Source organism: Micromonospora sp. NBC_01739, from assembly GCF_035920385.1.
Taxonomy (GTDB): domain Bacteria; phylum Actinomycetota; class Actinomycetes; order Mycobacteriales; family Micromonosporaceae; genus Micromonospora.
On sequence record NZ_CP109151.1, the window covers coordinates 1123386 to 1140657 of the forward strand.

12 protein-coding genes and 2 pseudogenes are annotated in these 17272 nt (G+C 73.4%); 7 read left to right on the forward strand and 7 right to left on the reverse strand.

Features of this window, described 5'->3' with window-relative positions; genetic code table 11:
* Positions 1 to 36 precede the first annotated feature (36 nt).
* Positions 37 to 462 (reverse strand): FAD-dependent monooxygenase, encoded by a 426-nt coding sequence (locus tag OIE53_RS05005; protein ID WP_327025384.1) that lies wholly within the window; start codon positions 460 to 462, stop codon positions 37 to 39.
* A gap of 22 nt (positions 463 to 484) precedes the next feature.
* Positions 485 to 1465: a LacI family DNA-binding transcriptional regulator gene (locus tag OIE53_RS05010; protein WP_327025385.1), complete on the reverse strand. Its 981-nt coding sequence runs from the start codon at positions 1463 to 1465 to the stop codon at positions 485 to 487.
* Positions 1466 to 1626: 161 nt separating this feature from the next.
* Between OIE53_RS05010 and OIE53_RS05015 the strand changes: the two genes are divergently transcribed.
* Complete coding sequence (locus tag OIE53_RS05015; protein ID WP_393337835.1) at positions 1627 to 2841, forward strand: MFS transporter; 1215 nt, start codon at positions 1627 to 1629, stop codon at positions 2839 to 2841.
* Between the two features lie 256 nt (positions 2842 to 3097).
* Positions 3098 to 3469 (forward strand): annotated as a pseudogene (gene paaI / locus OIE53_RS05020) (hydroxyphenylacetyl-CoA thioesterase PaaI); the annotation flags it as partial.
* Between the two features lie 717 nt (positions 3470 to 4186).
* Here the strand turns inward: paaI and OIE53_RS05025 are convergent.
* Positions 4187 to 5410 (reverse strand): annotated as a pseudogene (locus OIE53_RS05025) (AAA family ATPase); the annotation flags it as partial.
* 137 nt (positions 5411 to 5547) lie between these two features.
* Between OIE53_RS05025 and OIE53_RS05030 the strand changes: the two are divergent.
* From OIE53_RS05030 to OIE53_RS05050, 5 genes are all read left to right on the forward strand, one after another.
* Positions 5548 to 8421 carry a helix-turn-helix transcriptional regulator gene (locus tag OIE53_RS05030; RefSeq protein WP_327025386.1) on the forward strand — a complete coding sequence of 958 codons (2874 nt, stop codon included), beginning with the start codon at positions 5548 to 5550 and terminating at the stop codon, positions 8419 to 8421.
* 86 nt (positions 8422 to 8507) lie between these two features.
* The gene (locus OIE53_RS05035) at positions 8508 to 9278 is read left to right on the forward strand and encodes a DUF5995 family protein (protein WP_327025387.1); all 771 of its coding nucleotides are present in this window, start codon (positions 8508 to 8510) and stop codon (positions 9276 to 9278) included.
* 242 nt (positions 9279 to 9520) lie between these two features.
* A complete protein-coding gene (locus tag OIE53_RS05040; RefSeq protein WP_327025388.1) occupies positions 9521 to 9931 on the forward strand; it encodes a hypothetical protein in 411 nt (136 codons plus the stop codon).
* 72 nt (positions 9932 to 10003) lie between these two features.
* Positions 10004 to 12100, forward strand: coding sequence for an amino acid transporter (locus tag OIE53_RS05045; RefSeq protein ID WP_327025389.1), 2097 nt, complete (start codon positions 10004 to 10006; stop codon positions 12098 to 12100).
* A gap of 198 nt (positions 12101 to 12298) precedes the next feature.
* Positions 12299 to 13891 carry a hypothetical protein gene (locus OIE53_RS05050; RefSeq protein ID WP_327025390.1) on the forward strand — a complete coding sequence of 531 codons (1593 nt, stop codon included), beginning with the start codon at positions 12299 to 12301 and terminating at the stop codon, positions 13889 to 13891.
* Between the two features lie 94 nt (positions 13892 to 13985).
* Here OIE53_RS05050 and OIE53_RS05055 read toward each other — a convergent pair whose 3' ends face one another.
* The 4 genes from OIE53_RS05055 to OIE53_RS05070 all read right to left on the reverse strand — a co-directional run bounded on the left by OIE53_RS05055 (position 13986) and on the right by OIE53_RS05070 (position 17185).
* Entirely contained in the window at positions 13986 to 14192 is a 207-nt protein-coding gene (locus tag OIE53_RS05055; protein WP_327025391.1) for a hypothetical protein, read from the reverse strand.
* Positions 14193 to 14397: 205 nt separating this feature from the next.
* A complete protein-coding gene (locus OIE53_RS05060; protein WP_327025392.1) occupies positions 14398 to 15255 on the reverse strand; it encodes a helix-hairpin-helix domain-containing protein in 858 nt (285 codons plus the stop codon).
* 217 nt (positions 15256 to 15472) lie between these two features.
* Positions 15473 to 16822, reverse strand: a complete 1350-nt coding sequence (locus tag OIE53_RS05065) for an FAD-dependent oxidoreductase (RefSeq protein ID WP_327025393.1) — start codon at positions 16820 to 16822, stop codon at positions 15473 to 15475.
* 12 nt (positions 16823 to 16834) lie between these two features.
* On the reverse strand, positions 16835 to 17185 hold the full coding sequence (locus OIE53_RS05070) for a TcmI family type II polyketide cyclase (protein ID WP_327025394.1): 351 nt from the start codon (positions 17183 to 17185) through the stop codon (positions 16835 to 16837).
* Positions 17186 to 17272: the final 87 nt, after the last annotated feature.

Here is a 17272-nt window from a genome sequence, read left to right on the forward strand (position 1 = left end):
AGGGCCGTCCGGTCGGGTGCCAGCCAGGCCAGGGTGTCACGTACCGCGACCGCCACCGGATTGCGCAAGTTCTGGCCGTACCGCGCCATCTGGGCCGCCGCCCGCGCGATGGCCTGGCTGCGGGGGCGCCGCCGCGTGCAGGAACGCCGGGACCTCGGTGCCGGGGTCGGCCACGGCGCCCAGGGTGACCGCGTCCTCGATCGCCTGGCAGCCGCCCTGCCCGAGGTTGGGCATCATGGCGTGCGCGGCGTCGCCGAGCAGCGCCAACCGGCCCCGCACGTAACGGGGCAGGGGCGTGGCCAGGTGGTAAAGGTCGTGCCGCAGTACCGCCTCCGGTGCGGTGGCGGCCAGCAGCGCGGGAATCGGATCGTGCCAGTGGCCGAAGTGTTCGCGTACCAGGGCCAGTTCGTCCGTGGCACGCCCGCCCGGCGCGGCCGTCCGTGACCTGCTGCGGGCCCTCACCAGCTGAGCGGCGTGCCGAGGCTCAGGCGGTTTCGCGTAGCACCAGCGACGACGGGAACAGGGTCACCGGCGGTGCCGGACGCTGCTCCAGCACCATGCTCGCGGCTGCCCTGGCGATCCGCCGCACCGGATGGCTCGCCGTGGTCAGGGCGGTCACCGAGGCCAGCGGGATGTCGTCGAACCCGGTCACCGCGACGTCGGCGGGCACCCGTACCCCGTCGGTCCGCAACTGGTCGATCACCCCCAGCGCGGTCGCGTCGCTGACCCCGACGATCGCGTCGGTGTCCGGCCAGCGGTGCAGCACCTCCCGGGCGGCCTGCCGGCCGCGCGCCACACTGAAGTCACCGGCCACCTCCCGGATCGGCAGGCCGGCCGCCCGCAGCACGCCCCGGTAAGCCTCCACGGAGCGGTGGGAACAGGCCAGCCAGGCCGGGCCGGTCACCATGGCGATCCGCCGACGGCCGGCGGCGTACAGGTGGCGGACGATCGCGCCGGTGCCGCCGCCGTTGTCGATGTCCACCGAGGGTACGGCCGTCGAACCGATGCCGATCGAGGCGGTCCGCCCGTGCAGACGGCGCGGCACCACATCGAGCAACGCTTCCGTGGTGTTGACCAGCAGCAGACCGGCCACCGCACGATCGTCGGCCAGCCGGGCCAGCTGTCCCGGCTGGTCCAGCGGCACCCACGCCACCGTCACCCCCAGCCCGTACGGGGCGCAGACCTGCGCGGTGCTGCTGACCACCTGGTCCAGGTAGCTGTCGTCGAGCACAGTCGGCGAGGCGCCGGCCACCGCCACCAGCAGGCGTACGCCGGCACCCCGGACCAGCGCCCTGGCCGCCGGGTTGGGCACATAGCCGAGCCGGTCGGCGGCGTCGCGCACCCGCTGTCGGGCGACCGGTGAGGCGAAGCCGGTCTCGGCGAGGACCCGCGACGCCGTCGACCGGGACACCCCGGCCGCACGGGCGACATCCTCCAGGGTGGCGTGCCGTCGTGTTGTCGTCATGTTGTGCTCCCCGTTGCCTGTCCGGTGCCGTCGTGCGGGTGTCTCGAGCGCATCATGCCTCGCCGCAGGGCCGGTCGGTAAGGACCGGGAGGATTGTTCTGGTAGCGCTCCCAGGTGTGGGATCGTGGCGAAGGTCAGCACCAGGAGAGGAACGCGAACACGTGGATCCCAGCGCCATCCCCACGGCCCCGCCGGTCGGAACCGGCCCGTCCCGCGCCGTGCTGGCCGCCCGCAACGGTGTCGCCGTGGTGTTCGCCCTCAACGGGCTGGCCGTGGCCACCTGGTTCGCCCGGGTGCCGGCGGTCCGCGACGGCCTGGACCTGACCCCCGGGCGCCTGGGGTTGCTCCTGCTGGCCATGTCCGCCGGCTCCATCGTGGCCATGCCCACCGCCGGCCTGGTCACCCAGCGCCTCGGCACGGCCCGCGCGGTGATGCTGTCCACTCTGATCCTGACGGTCGGGTTGACCATCGCCGGGGTGTCGGCAAGCGTGCTCGGTTCGTTGGCCGGAGTGGCCGTGGGCCTGTTCGGCCTCGGGTACGGCTCCGGCAGCTGCGATGTGGCGATGAACATCGAGGGTGCGGCCGTCGAACGGCGGCTGGGGCGTACGGTGCTGCCCCGCTTCCACGCCGCCTGGAGCCTGGGTGGGGTGGCCGGTGCCGGGATCGGGGCGCTGGCGGCCCGGCTGGGGGCGCCGATCGGGGTGCACCTCAGCGTCCTGGCCGCCCTGGTGCTCGTCGGCACCCTGTTCGGGGCGCGGGCCTTCCTGGCGGTCGAGCCGGAGGCGCAGCCCAGCACTCCGGCGGACCGTCGCCGCCGCCTGTTCGCCGCCTGGCGGGAGCCCCGCACCCTGCTCATCGGTCTGCTGGTGCTGGCGGTGGCCTTCGCCGAGGGCAGCGCGAACGACTGGCTGGCGGTGGCCTTCATCGACGGGTACGGCTTCGGCGAGGCGGCCGGGGCGGCGGTCTTCGGCCTCTTCGTGGTCGGCATGACGGTGGGTCGCACCCTCGGCACGGTGGCCCTGGACCGGTGGGGGCGAGGGCCGGTGCTGACCGCCACCATCGGGCTCGCCATCGTCGGGGCCGCCCTGGCGGTGCTGGCCGGCTCCGGCCCGATCGCGGTGTTCGGGGTGCTGCTGTGGGGCCTGGGGGCCTCGCTGGGCTTCCCGGTCGGCATGAGCGCCGCCGCCGACGAGGAGGAACACGCCCACGTCCGGGTCAGTGTGGTGGCGGTGATCGGCTACACCGCCTTCCTGGCCGGGCCGCCCCTGCTGGGCCTGCTCGGCGACCGGGTGGGCACCCTGCACGCCCTGCTGGTCGTGCCGATCCTCCTGCTGCCCACCCTGGCCCTGGTCCCCGCCGCCCGCCCGCCCCGCTGAGTCGAGATCCTGGTACGAAACCGCCCTTGGAGGGGCACTTTCGTACCAAGATCGGTCGGTCCCCGGGGAGGGTGCCGACCTCGGTGAAGTCGGCGGCGGAGAGGGCGGCCAGGTGGCAGGGCGATGATCCTGGGGCCGTCGGCGGGTGCCGGCGGCCCCTGCCACCGGCGATAACATGGTCGTCCCCCGGGCGGGGTCCGCCCGACCGCACGGCCTCAGGAGTCAGGTGGAACCGCAGCGCACCGCCGCGCATGAGATGTTCGAAGCCGATGTCGCCTCGAACCGGCTCGGCATTGAGTTGATCACGGCGGCGCAGGGTGCCGCGGTGGCCCGGATGCGGATCACCCCCGAGATGGTCAACGGACACCGCATCGCCCACGGCGGCTTCGTGTTCCTGCTCGCCGACACCGCCTTCGCCCTGGCCTGCAACAGTCACGGACCGGTGACCGTGGCCGCCGGTGGCGAGATCACCTTCGTCCGCCCGGCCTTCGAGGGTGACCTGCTGCTGGCCCGCGCCACCGAGCGCACCCGGTACGGGCGCAGCGGGATCTACGACGTCACGGTGACCCGCGCGAACGGGCAGGTGGTGGCCGAGTTCCGGGGCCACAGCCGAGCCCTGGGCCCGGCTGCGGTCGGCGACGACGCATTGGTGCCGAGGCAGGACAGCGCCGGGGCGGTCGCCGGCCACCCAGGCTGATCCACCCGGCCGGGCCGGTGCGGCACCGGCCGCCCGCGGACCACTGCCGGACCGCCACCGCCGGGCGGGGGTGGCGACCGAGGAGGGTGTCGGCTGGCACCCCTCCTCCGGCTGGTCCACGGTGGCCGTGGCGGCCCGGCGGGCGAAGGTGGCCCGCAGCCTGCGGGTCAGCCGGGCGGCGGCGACCTCACCCAGCACCGGATCGGCCAACCGGTACCCGCCGGTCGGCAGGGCCACGAGCAGCCCCGCCACGGCCAGGGCACACAGCGCCCCCTGGGCCCGCCGCACCGACCAACCCACCGTGTGCGCCAGCCGGGCCGCCGAGCGGTGGGTCGAGACGGTGGCGGCCAGCAGGGCCACCCGCAGGGGATCGTCGAGCCGGTCCAGCCGGGCGTCGACCACCCTCCGCACGCTCTCCGGTACGGCCGGGGCCGAGGTGTCGGAGTCCAGGGCCTCCACGTACGCGACCGCGTGTCCGGGGTTGCCGCCGACCAGGGGGATCAGGTGCGGGACCAGGGCGATCGGCCGTCCCGCCCGGCGCAGCAGTCGACGCAGCAGCCGGCCGGTGGTCACCGGGTCCAGGGCACGCAACCGCACCCGGGCCCACCCGGTCACCTGCTCGGTGCCGGTCGCCACCAGCGCCAACGGCAGACCCCCGGCCGAGGCCTGGTCCAGCAGCAGATCCAGTTGGTGTCGCAGGGCCGGTGCGGCCCGGTCGAGATCGTCGACGGCCACCACCACGGGTTGTCGTCGGGCCAGGTCCAGCAGCACCTCCCGCCAGCAGGCCGCCGCCCGGGCCCCGGTGCTGCCGGCTGCCCCGGTCACCGCCTCCGCCGTAGCCGCCAGGCGCTGCGGCGACACCTGACCGTGCAGGGCGGTGGAGAGGCGGTGGCGTACGGTCGCGGGGTCGTCGGTGTCCCGGACCCCGGCCAGCCCGCGCAGCAGGTCCACCACCGGGGTCAGGGGACCGTCCGGATGCGGGGGACAGGCCGTCACGCACCAGCGGATCGGCCTGCCGTCCACCGTGGTGACCCGCCGGACCAGCTCACCCAGCAACCGGCTGCGGCCGGACCCGCGCGCACCGGTCAGCAGCAGGCCCCGGGGGCCGTGTCCGCGTACCGCCCGGTTCAGGTGGTCCTGGGCGGTGGCCAGCTCCCGGACCCGGCCCAACAGGGGCACCTCGGCCGGGGGTGGGGTGGGACGCAGGGTGCCGGTGGCGTGCCAGATCTCGATCGGGGCGGCCCGGCCGGCCACGGTCACCGCCGGGGCCGGCTGCTGGGCGATCAGGCCGTGCACCGCCCGGTGGGTGGCCGGGCAGAGCGCCACCCCACCGGGAGGCGCGTACCCCTGCAACCGCGCGGCCAGGGTGGTCACCGCGCCACTGGCCACCCCGTGCCCACCGTCGTGCCGGATCCCCAGGTCCACCACCGCCTCGCCGGTGGCCACCCCTACCCGCACCCGCAGGCCGGGGGCCAGGGTGGAGCTACGGCGGTCCAGGGCCCGCTGGATCTCCAGGCCGGCCCGCACCGCCCGGTACGCCTGCCACCCGTCCCCGTGCCGTGCCCCGAACAGGGCCATCACGGCGTCGCCGACGTACTTCTCGACCGCGCCGTCCCAGCGGCGCAGTATCCGGGCGACCGTGCCGAAGTAGACCCGTTGCAGGGTGCGGATCTCCTCCGGATCAAGTCGGCCGACCAGCTCGGTGGAGCCGACGATGTCGACGAAGAGCACGGTGACGATCCGCCGCTCCTCGGTCGTCGACCAGGGCCTTCGGCTGGTCGACCCGCATGCGCGGACGATGGTGGACATGGGCATCGAGACGCACCCGCCTCTCCTGCAGATGTGGGTCGACGTTGCCGGGGAGACTGCCATCGCGGGTCTGACCGGCGGATCGGCAGAACGACGTATGTCCGACCTGCGAAACCGGTCGGTCGCAATGTGGAGGCGGGCGGTGAGCAGGCTCCCGCGGTGGTAGAGGGCGACCGGCGGCTGTGACTAGGCTGCGAGCCATGGCCAGCGACGTGGACAGCACACCGCTCGTCGGTCGGGCCGACCTGGTGGCGGCGACGCGGGCCGCGCTGCTCGACGACGTGCCGCCGGCCGGCACGGCCGCCGTCTTCCTCACCGGTGAGAGTGGGGTTGGCAAGACCCGGCTGCTGCGCGAACTCGGCCGACGGCTGGGCGAGGCGGGTGCCCTGGTGCTCACCGGCTCCTGTCTGGACATCGGCGACGCCTCGCCCCTGCACCCGCTCCGGCAGGCGTTGCGCCGCCTCGACGCCGACCTGTCCCCGGCCGCCGCCGCCTCGGTCCGGGCGCTGCTGGCGATGTTCGCCGACGAGGCCGCGGGCCCGGACGGCGCGGGGGCCCTGCTGGAGCGGGTCGCCCGAGGGCTCAGCGTGATCGCCGACGGCCGACCGGTGGTGCTGGTCCTCGACGACCTGCAATGGGTGGACCGGACCACCCGGCAGTTGCTGCTGTACCTGCTGGCCGGTCTCGGTGACCTTCAGCTGTCGGTGCTGGCGGCGGTGCGTTCGGAGTCCCTGCAGGGTGCGCATCCGCTGCGTCGGGTGCTCACCGAGCTGCGTCGGCTGCGGTCGGTGCAGGTGCTGGACCTGGCCCCGCTGGACCGGGCCGCCGCCGAGCAACTGGCCGCCGCGGTGGTGGGCCGGCCGCTGCCCCCCGAGGCGGTGGAGCGGTTGTGTCGGCGCAGCGGCGGCAACCCCTTCGTCGTCGAGGAACTGGCCCGCGATCTGCGCGACGGCCGCGACGGGCTCTCCGACACCCTGCGGGAGGTCTTCCTGGCCCGGGTGGACGCGCTGCCTCAGCCGGCGCACCGGGTCGTGCACGCGGTGTCCGTCGGGGTGGAGCCGGTCGAGCACTGGCTGCTGGCCCAGGTGCTGGGACTGCCCGAAGAGGAGCTGTTGGAGGCGGTCCGGGCCACCGTGGCCCACCGGTTGGTGGTCGGCTCCCAGGACGGCTACCGCCTGCGGCACCGCCTCGTGGCCGAGGTGCTGGAGGACGAGTTGCTGCCCGCCGAGCGGGCCGTGCTGCACCGCCGCTACGCGGAGGCCCTGACCGGGGCGCCGGGGGAGTTGCACCAGGCCCGGCTGGCCCACCACTGGCGGTTGGCCGGCGAGCCGCAGCGGGCCCTGCCGGCGGCCATGGCCGCGGCCCAGGAGGCGGAGCGGCTGTACGGCTACGCGGAGGCGCACCGGCACTGGTCGGTAGCGGTGGAACTGTCCCAGGACCTGCCCGATGCCGAGCGGGCGGTGCTGTTGGGGCACGCGGCGGAAGCGGCCCACCACTGCGGTGAGTACGCCCGCGCGCTGACCCTGCTCGAACGACTGGCCGAGATCGACACCGACCGTCCCGAGTGTGAGCTGCACATCCGTCGGGCCCGTTACCTGGCCGCGGCGGGTCGCTCGGCGTTGGCCGAGGCGGAGTACCAGCGTGCCCTGGACGCCGCCGACTGCAGCCCTCGGCAACGGGCCACGGCCGCCGCGCGCCTGGCCGAGCTGCTGCTGCAACTGGGCCGGTACGCCGACGCCGGCCAGTGGGCCAAGGAGGCGTTGAGCCTGGCCGAGCACGCCGGTCAGGCCACCACCGAGCTGGTGCTGGCCAGCATGGCGCTGGGTTTCTCCGAGGCGTACCGCCAGGATCCGGACGCCGGGTTGGCGGTGCTGCGCCGGGCCCTGGCGACCGCCGAGACCGCCGGCCGTCCGGAGGACGTCGCCCTGGCCTACCTGCATCTGGCGGAGTTGCTCACCGGGCCGCTGAACCGCCTGGAGGAGGGGGTGGTGGTGGCCCGCCGGGGCGCCGAGCGGGTGGCCGAGCTGGGGTTGGGGCGCAGCTACGCGACCCGGCTGCTGGCCATCGCCACCAACGGGCTGTTCCGGGTGGGGCAGTGGGCCGAGGCGGCGGAGGTGGTCGCCGCGGCCCTGCGGCACCGCCCCAGCGGGACCGACGCGGTGGAGTTGCTGCTGGCCCGCTGCCGTCTCTCGGTCGGCTGCGGCGACATCGAGGCGGCCGACCGGGACCTGGACGCGGTGGCCACCATGCTGGCCGGTGGGGGTGCCCGACACGTCTTTCCGCTGCTCACCCTGCGGGCCGGGCTGGCCATGTGGCAGCGCCGCCATGATGTCGCCCGGCACGCGGTGCAGCGGGGGTTGACCGAGACCCGCTCCGACGACCTGGTCATCCTCGTCGTGCTGGTCTGGCACGGCCTGCGTGCCGAGGCGGAGGCGAAGGCCGACCGGGTGCCGGTCGACGATGAGGCGGTGCGCCGGTTGCGGCAGATCGCCGACCGGGTGGCCGAGCGGAGCGAGCGCGCGGCCCAGCAGGTACGCGACGTGATCTCCGGTTATCTGGTGCTCTGCGCCGCCGAGATCAGCCGGCTGGAGGTGGCCGATCCGGACCTGTGGGCCCGGGCCGCTGCGGAGTGGGACCAGCGCAACCATCCCTATCCGGCGGCGTACGCCCGACTGCGTCAGGCGGATGCGTTGCTGACCCGTCGGCGGCGTACCGCGACCGCGGGCAAGCTACTGCGGCAGGCGTACGAGATGGCCCAGGGGCTCGGCGCGGTGCCGTTGACCGAGGAGATCCGTACCCTGGCCGGTCGGGCCCGGGTGACCCTTGAGGATCCCGGCCCGTCCCCGGCCGGGCCGGGCGACGCGGCTCTGGCCGCCCTGACCCCCCGCGAGCTGGAGGTGCTGGCCGCGATGGCCGAGGGGCTGACCAACCGGGAGATCGGCCAGCGGCTGTTCATCAGCGAACGCACCATCGGGGTGCACGTCTCGCACATCTTCGACAAGCTCCAGGTCCGGACCCGGGTGCAGGCGAGCACCAGCTACCTACGTAGTCGCGGGCAGGTCTCGGATACGTAGTTCTACTGATGTGACCGGGGTGATCCGCCTGAAAGGCTGAGCCTGGCGCCGCACGGCACCAGGGCGGCGAGCAGGGCGGAGGGGACATGAGTGAGCGGGTCTGGGGGCCGGTGCACGGGGACATCGTGGACCTGCTCGCCGACCACCCGGCGGACGTGCCGGCGGTGGTCGACCACCTGACCAAGTTGCAGGATCTGCTGGTCCGGATGCCTCCGCTGCTGGACAGTTGCCCGCTGGCCGACTTCAACAAGCTGTACCTGACCATCACCACCAGCGTGCTGGACGGCCTGTACGCCGACCGGTTCGTCGACCCGGCCTTCCTGGCCCGGCTGGACGTGGAGTTCGCCGCCCGGTACTTCGACGCGCTGCGGCTGTGGACCGAGTCCAGTCCGGGTACGCCCAAGGCCTGGTCCTGCCTGTTCGAGCGGATGCAGGGCCCGGACGCCCGCCCGCTGCCCTCGGCGGCGGCCGGAGTCAACGCCCACATCAACTTCGACCTGCCGTTCGCCCTGGTCACCACCTTCGATCACCTGGAGTCCGAGCCGGTCGACGGTAGCGACCAGCACCGCGACTACCTGGAGATCAACAAGATCTTCGCGGACAAGATCCCCAGCCTGCGTCGGGGCTACCTGGAGCGCTGGCAACTGCTGATCGACATGCTCAACGGGGAGATCGACGACTGGTACCAGGGCGAACTGATCGGCTACACCCGGGACGTCGCCTGGCGCAACGCGCAGCGGATCTGGCGGTGCCGTCACGATCCGCGCCAACACGAACGCGAGCGCAAGCGGCTCGACGAGACGGCCGCCGCGCTCGGCCGGTTGCTGCTGTCGCCTCTGGGGGCGCTTCTGCAGTAGCCGGGAGACGGGGGTCCCCGCGCCCGCCCGGTGGGGCGGAGCGCGGGGGCGGTCCGCCACCGGGACCACCGGGGGCGTGCGGGGTCGACCGGCCCGGGGGGGTGTCGGTCGGCCCCTCACGGGTACGCCGCGACCATGACCCCTGCTTCTCGGCGCCGTCCCGCGACCCGGCCGAGGCCTCGCCCGGCCGCCCCGAACCGTCCCGCCCGCCCGGGGGACCGAGTCGGCCGGGGAGTACGCGGATGATCGGGCAGCGCTTCGGCTTCCGCTTCGATCCGCTGTGGCGACCCCTGCTGGCGCTGCTCGGGGTCCGACCCTCGACCGCCTGGGTGCAGGTCGACCCGGAGAACCTGACGGTGCGGTTCGGTCCCTGGCGGCTGCGGACCAGCCGGGACAACGTGTGGGGGGTCCGGACGACCGGCCCGTACCGCTGGTGGCGGGCCATCGGCCCGCACCTGTCGGCCGCCGACATCGGGGTCACCTTCGGCAGCAGCACCGCCCAGGGGGTCTGCGTACGGTTCGGGCGACCGGTGCCGGCCCTGCTGCCGGGCCGGTGGCTGCGGCACCCGGCGGTGACGGTGACCGTCGCGGATCCGCAGGCCCTGGCCCGGGCCCTCACCCCGGTACCCGAGGGGGGTACCGACCCGCTTTGACCGTTTCGGCGAGGTGGTGGTCGACGACCGCCTACGGTCGGGGCAGCGAGTGGGGAGAGGGCGGGCGGGGCCATGGGGGACGGGAGCAGAGGGCGGGGTGGCCGGGAACGTCGGGGCAGGGCCGCCGCCGGCACCCCTGAGCCCGCCCTGCGGGCCGCCCGCGACCCGACCCGACCGGGGGAGGGGGCCGGGCGACGGGTAGCCGTGCCCGAGCAGGTGGCGATCCGCCAGCCCGGTTCCGCCGTGCCGCAGAGCCGGTTGCGTCGCTGGCTGCTCGTGCACCGGGTGCAGCCGATCGGCCCGGAGACCGCCGAGGGGCAGGCCCGGGCGCACTCCTGGTGGCGGGTGATGTGCCTGACCGGGGTCGACTACTTCTCCACCCTGTCGTACCTGCCCGGCATCGCGGTGCTGGCCGCCGGGGCGCTGTCCCCGGTGGCGACCCTGCTGATCGTGGCGCTGACCCTGTTCGGCATGCTGCCGATGTACCGCCGGGTGGCCGGGGACAGCCCGCACGGCCAGGGCTCGGTGGCCATGCTGGAACGGTTGCTGCCGTTCTGGCGGGGCAAGATCTTCGTACTGGTCCTGCTCGGCTTCGTGGCCACCTCGTGGATCATCACGATCACCCTCTCCTCGGCCGACGCCACCGTGCACATGCTGCAGAACCCCTACCTGCCGGAGGCCTTCAGCGGCAGCACGGTCGCGGTCGTGGTGACCGTGGTGCTGCTGCTGATCCTGGGCGGGGTGTTCCTGCTCGGCTTCCGGGAGGCGGTGGCGGTCGCCGTACCCCTGGTCGCGGTCTTCCTGGCGCTGAACGCGGTGATCGTGGTCGTCAGCCTGGGCGAGATCGCCGCAGATCCCCAGGTGCTGACCGAGTGGACCGGGGCGGTGTCCGCCGGGGGTGGCCCGGGCCAGGTCCTGTTGACCGCGGCGTTGGCGTTTCCGCTGCTGGTGCTGGGGCTCTCCGGCTTCGAGACCGGGGTGAGCATGATGCCCCTGGTCGCCGGGGAGGGGCCGGACCCGGCGGCCCGGCTGGCCGCCCGGATCCGCAACACCCGGCGCCTGCTCACCGCCGCCGCCCTGATCATGTCGGTGTATCTGCTGTCGACCACCTTCGTCACCACCCTGCTGATCCCACCCGAGGAGTTCGCGCCGGGCGGGGCCGCCAACGGGCGGGCGCTGGCCTACCTGGCCCACGAGCAGGTCGGGGAGGCCTTCGGCACGGTGTACGACCTCAGCAGCGTGCTGATCCTGTGGTTCGCCGGGGCCTCGGCGATGGCCGGCCTGATCAACATCGTGCCGCGCTATCTGCCGTCGTACGGGATGGCTCCGGACTGGGCCCGGGCGGTCCGGCCGGTGGTCATCGTCTACACCCTGATCTGCATCGGCCTGACGGTCGTCTTCCGGGCCGACGTGGACGCCCAGGCGGGGGCGTACGCCACCGGGATCCTGGCCATGATGGTCTCCGCCGCGGTGGCGGTGGCGATCGCCGCGGTCGGTCGCCGACAGCGGGCCGTCGCCGTCGGCTTCACCCTGCTCACCCTGGTCCTGCTGTACGCGCTGGCCGAGAACGTGCTGACCAAGCCGGACGGGATCGCCATCTCGGGGCTGTTCATCCTCGGCATCATCGCGGTGTCCCTGGTGTCGCGGGTCAGCCGGACCACGGAGCTGCGGGCGGAGCGGGTGGAGTTCGACGAGGCGGCGCGGCGGTTCATCGCCGACTCGGTGGCCAACGACGGTCGGCTGCACGTGATCGCCCACAAGCGGCGCAGCGGGGCGGTCAAGGAGTACACCATCAAGGAGCGGGCCCAGCGGGGGCAGAACCCGGTGCCGGGCGCCACCGACGTGCTGTTCCTGGAGATCGACGTGGTGGACCCCTCCGATTTCCGGCACGTACTGCGGGTGCGGGGGGTCGAGGTGGGTGGCTACCGGGTGCTGCGCGCCGGCAGCCCGGCGGTGCCCAACGCCATCGCCGCGATCCTGCTGGCGCTGCGCGACGCCACCGGGGTACGCCCGCACGCGCACTTCGAGTGGTCCGAGGGCAATCCGATCGCCCACCTGCTGCGGTATCTGATTCTGGGGCGCGGGGACACCCCGCCGGTGGTCCGGGAGATCCTGCGCAAGTCCGAGCCGGACCCGGCGCGCCGCCCCGGCATCCACGTCGGCGGTTGACCGGCTGGTCCAGCTCGGTGACCGGCCGGGTCCGGGCCGATGACGGCGGATATGAAGACGAAAGGAGTACTTATTCACCTATGCCGGATTTAGACCCTTTGGGGTCGTACGTTGCCTCTGGTGGCTGTCGCGAGGTCAGCCACTCCGCGCCCGATTCGGTGCGGCCTCTGTTTCGCACACACGAGAGGCAGGAACCTCATGTCCACGTACCTTGGGGGCCGACAACCGGCCCGCCGCGGGCGGCGATCGCACTGGTCCCTGGCCGGTGGGCTGGCCGCCGGCAGCCTGGTGGCCGCGGTGGCGGGCCTCGGCGGCGCCGCCGCCTCGCCCCCCGACCGGCCCCTACCGGCCCCGGACCTGGCCCGACCGGCCGCCCTGTCGACCGACCAGGGGCCGCACCGGGACTCCGAACCGGTCGACCAGGGGCCGCACCGGGACACCGAACCGGCCGAGCGGGGAGGCAGGTGGCAGCGCCCGGACAACGCCTCCCCCGGAGGCCGGAACGAGGATCCCAGCGCCCGGCCACCCGCCGCCAACGGACGGCCCGCGCGGCACAAGCCGGTGCAGGTGCCCTGTGACTCCGCCCGGCTGATCGCCGCCCTGGTCCGGGTCAACGCCGAGGGGGGCGGCCTGCTGCGGCTGACCGAGCGGTGCACCTACACCCTGACCCACGCCTTCGCGCAGCCCGACGAGTACGACGGGGGGATCCGGGACGCCCGCGAGGCGGCCGACGCCGCGGAGAACCCCGGCGACGCCGAGGCCCCGCCCCGCAACCCGGCCCACGACACCGCCGGACTGCCGGTGATCTACCACGCGATCACCATCGAGGGCTCCGGGGCGACCATCACCCGGGGGGCCCAGGCGAAGGACTTCCGCTTCTTCACCGTCCGCGACGGCGGCGAACTCACCCTGCGCGACGTGACCTTGCTCAACGGCCGGTCCAAGGCGGAGGGGGGTGCCATCCACATCGTGCACGGTGCCACCGCCGTGGTCGAAGGGGTCACGGTCGCCAACAGCACCTCCCTGTCGGCCGAGGGTGGCGGCGGGGGCATCTTCAACGACGGCAACCTGCGCATCAGCGACAGCACCCTGGTCGGCAACCGGGCCGCCGGCGCCCAGGGCAAGGGCGGGGGCCTGCTCAACGGTGGGGTGATGACCATGTACCGGACCGAGTTCCGGCGCAACAGCGCGGTCAGCTACGGCGGCGGACTGGCCAACTTCCGGGCCGCCGGGGACGTCTACTCCTCCACCTTCGTCCGCAACAACGCCGGCCAGGGCGGCGGGCTGGCCAGCTTCTCGGCGCGTACCAAGGTCTTCGACAGCCTGGTCGCCGGCAACAGCGCCGAGACCGGCGGCGGCCTGGCCAACTCCGACGCGGTGCTGGTGCTCGGGCAACTGACCGTGCGGGACAACCTGGCCACCGTCGCCGGGGGCGGCATCTCCTCCGTGCAGGGGCTGCTGCCGATCGACGACAGCGTGATCACCGGCAACATCACCCGCGGCAACGGCGGCGGGGTCTACGCCGCCAAGTCCAACCTGCTGGTACGCGGCACGGAGGTCAGGGGCAACGAGGCGGTCGGCAAGAAGTCACAGGGTGCCGGCCTCTTCATCACGGCCGGCTCCGGCTCGGTGTACCGCAGCCTGCTGGTCGACAACCGGTCCACCGTCAAGGCCGGTGGCATCCTGGCCGAGCGGGCCCGGATCAAGATCGACGATGACAGTGTCATCGTCGAGAACGGCCCCACCAACTGCCTGGGCAGCAAGGTTCTCGTGGCGTCCTGCTTCCGCTGAGCGCCACCCACGACGACGCTGCGCCCGGCCTCCCGCCGCTCCGATCCGTGACGATCGGAGGGTACGAGGCCGGACGCGGCGTCGTCGTATCCGGTCACTGCGAGGGCTCGGGCAACTCGCAGTCGACCTTCGGGTTGGCACCTACGTAGTTCAGCGGACCGGCGGCGATGGTCACCAGGATGGTGCCGACCTCGGCGCAGTTGGTCTCCTCGTCGCTGTAGTAGCCGCGCTGACCGGCCGCGATCGCACCGATGACGAGCCAGATCACCACGAGGACTCCGAATATCGACGTGCCGCGCATGACTTCCTCCACGGTCGGGGGTGATGGCCAGGGTGTCGGCCCATGTACCCAACCGCGCTCTCCGGCTAACGAGGGCGGGCCGCGACCACCACGTCGAGGCCAGCGTCGGTACGCGAAAAGCCGGTGCGGCGGCGCCGTGATTCAGCGCCGCCGCACCGGCGGTGTGGTCCTTCTTCCCGGGCGGAACGCCGGGCAGCGGGTGCCCTCAGGCGGTCGGCTCGGACTGGCCGGCCAGGATCTTCGCCTGCTGGGGCCAGGTGGGCAGGCTTGCGGTGGCCCGCAGCCCGGCCCCCTTGATGGTGTTCCGCAGCGTGTCCTCGTCCAACTCCGCCAACTGCCGGTAGGTCCGGATGCCCGCGTCGTGCAGGGCGGCGGCCATCTTCGGCCCGACCCCCTGGATGCGCCGGAAGTCGTCCCCGGCCACCGGTGCCGCGGCCTCAGGGCTCGGGCTGCTGGCCTTGGTGGCGGCCTTGCGCCGCTGCGGCGGGGCGGCCACGGCGGTGCTGACCGCCGGGGCGGCCGACTCCGTGCCGTCCGTGCTGGCGAGAGCCGGTTCGGGGGTGTCCGTGACGGTGACCGGTTCGGCGGTGTCCGTGGCCGGGGCCGGTTCCGGGGTGGCGGCGGATTCCGGGGTGTCCGTGACAGCGACCGGGTCGGGGGTGTCCTCGGTGGCGGCGGACTCCGGGGCATCCGTCGTGGCGCGGGGGGCCGGGATGTCGATCGTGGCGGTCGGCTCGGGGGCGTCGGTCGTGGCGATCGGCTCGGCGATCGTGGCCGTGCTGTCGGCCGGGGTGGCCTTCGAGTCGTCACTGGTCGCGGGGGAGGTGTCGGCCGCGGTGGTGGCCACCGGGTCGGCGGACACGCTGGGTGGTGGCTCCGACGACGCGAGCTGTCCGCTCGGGCTGGACTGCTCGGCCGCGGCAGGCTGGCCGGAGGCCGGGTCGGTCGTGGGGCTCGCCGAGGGGGGTTCGTCACGCCGGTTCCGCAGCACCACCCAACCCGCTGCCAGGCCGACCAGCAGCACCACGAGCAGTATCAGCCACCTGCCGAAGGAGTCGATCACGGCAAACCTCCCTGAAGTTCATGTCCGGATCGTCGCGAGAAAAACACGCCGAAGCTTCGCATACCAACGACGCGGGCGACAGGCAGGCCAGGTAACAGTCCGTATACCGGTCCACAGTGGGCTACCGGGGGTACCGAGGGAGGAACTGAGGGTGGAGAAGCGGTCGACCCCCGGTGCCCGTCCTCGGGCACCGGGGGTACGTGTCGATGGGTAGCGCTCAGTCCTCCTCGCCGCGATAGCTGTAGAAGTCGTCGACGAACTTGCGTCGCAGCCGGGGCACCCGGCTGGTGACCCGGAAGTATCCCCGCGCGCCGAGCAGGGCCACCCGACCGAAGACCGGCTTGTACATCCGGTCGTCCCCGCTGGTGCCGCTGCGGGCCAGCGAGTCGGCCACCCGGGCGAAGCCGTACGGCACCATCACCGCCTCGTAGTCGGCCACCGCCTGGGTCAGGGACTTCTCCCCGGCGGCGGCCAGCATCAGTTGACGGCGCAGCAGGTTGGCGTCCCGCAGCGCGGTGTTGGCCCCCACCCCCCGGCCCGGGGTCATGGTGTGGATGGCATCTCCTAGCAGGGTCACCGTGCTGCTGTGCCAGGGCGGCACCGGTTCCGAGGTGGACACCCGGATCGGCAGAGCGCTGTCGGGGTCGGCCCGACTGAACAACTCGCGCAGGTGGGGATGCCAGTTGGTGGTCAGGTCCAGGGCCACCTGGATCAACTCCGACCCTCGGCGATCCAGCACGTCCTCCGGGAAGCGTCGGGCCGTGCTCCAGACCACCAGGTTGATGTTGTCCCGGGTGCTGTCGTGCCGCAGGCCGGGCCAGTCGGCCAGCAGCGCCGCCTCGGCCGGGTCGATCTCCGGCTTGAGTCGGCCCTCGGCGTCCCACTTGAACTCCATCACGTGCAGCACCCCCATCACCCCGCCGGAGCCGAAGATCAGGGTGATGCCCCGCTGTACCGCCGGGGACAGCAGGGCCCGGGTGTCCTCCGTCAGCGGGATCCGGGTGGCGATGTTGATGGTGCCGGCGTCCCGGATCACCGCGTGCGGCAGGTACTGCCGGCGTACCGCGGAATGGGTGCCGTCCGCGGCCACCAGCAGGTCACCGGTGGCGCTGCCGCCGTCGGCGAAGTGGGCGGTGACCTGGCCGTCGTCGTGCTGGTCGTACCGGGTGAAGGTGCGGTCGAAACGCACCACGTCCTCCAGTCCGGTCAGCAGCACCTGGCGCAGGGTCATCCGCGCCACGGACCGTTCCGTGTCGACCGGATGGGTGTCCGGGCGCAGCGGGAAGGAGGCCGTGGGCCGCAACCGCTGGTCCACCACGTTGAAGTAGCGCGGGGACCGGGCGCAGGTGGCCAGGTAGACGGCGAACAGCTCCGGGGGCAGGCAGTCACGGAGCGATCGGCTGCCGGTAGGGCCGATCCCCACCCGGTAGCCGAGCAGCCCGTCCGCCCGGGTGCGGTGGCGCTCGTACACCTCGACGCTGATGCCGGCGCGACGGAGCCCGTGCGCCAGGCAGAGTCCGCCGGTGCCCGCCCCGATGATCAGGACATGCGGTGTCCGGTTGGTCATGGCGGCGCCCGGTCAGCTGGCCGGGCGGGGAGCCGGGACCTCCACGCTGTCCCAGCGGTAGAAGCAGTTGGCGATGGCGTCGCGGGGTGAGCGCCAGGTCGGCAGGTACGGCGAGGTGTGCGCGGACAGCCGCTCGTTGACCTGGCGGAAGAGGGGGTGGTTGCGGGCCGCGGCCAGGGCGTCGGCCCCCACGTCGTCGGTCTCCATCAGGTGTACGCACAGGTCGTGCAGGCAGTACAGGGACCGATGGCGTATCCCGGTCAGGCCGGGCAGTTCGGTCGCGTCGGACTCGGTGAAGATCTGGGCCACCCGCCCCTCCGCGCCCGGGATTATCCTGCTGACGATAACGAGTCGACTGCTCATCGGTCCCCTCTCACCGGTGGTCGCGCACCGACCGCCTGGCCGGGCACAGCTGCCACATTGCCGGTGGGACTGTCACCTGGCCGTCAA

Excerpts from the sequence above, each read along its gene's own strand:
- OIE53_RS05010 (WP_327025385.1), bottom strand. The coding sequence starts at position 1,465 with ATGACGACAACACGACGGCACGCCACCCTGGAGGATGTCGCCCGTGCG.
- OIE53_RS05030 (WP_327025386.1), top strand. The coding sequence starts at position 5,548 with ATGGCCAGCGACGTGGACAGCACACCGCTCGTCGGTCGGGCCGACCTG.
- OIE53_RS05035 (WP_327025387.1), top strand. The coding sequence starts at position 8,508 with ATGAGTGAGCGGGTCTGGGGGCCGGTGCACGGGGACATCGTGGACCTG.
- OIE53_RS05040 (WP_327025388.1), top strand. The coding sequence starts at position 9,521 with ATGATCGGGCAGCGCTTCGGCTTCCGCTTCGATCCGCTGTGGCGACCC.
- OIE53_RS05045 (WP_327025389.1), top strand. The coding sequence starts at position 10,004 with ATGGGGGACGGGAGCAGAGGGCGGGGTGGCCGGGAACGTCGGGGCAGG.
- OIE53_RS05050 (WP_327025390.1), top strand. The coding sequence starts at position 12,299 with ATGTCCACGTACCTTGGGGGCCGACAACCGGCCCGCCGCGGGCGGCGA.
- OIE53_RS05055 (WP_327025391.1), bottom strand. The coding sequence starts at position 14,192 with ATGCGCGGCACGTCGATATTCGGAGTCCTCGTGGTGATCTGGCTCGTC.
- OIE53_RS05065 (WP_327025393.1), bottom strand. The coding sequence starts at position 16,822 with ATGACCAACCGGACACCGCATGTCCTGATCATCGGGGCGGGCACCGGC.
- OIE53_RS05070 (WP_327025394.1), bottom strand. The coding sequence starts at position 17,185 with ATGAGCAGTCGACTCGTTATCGTCAGCAGGATAATCCCGGGCGCGGAG.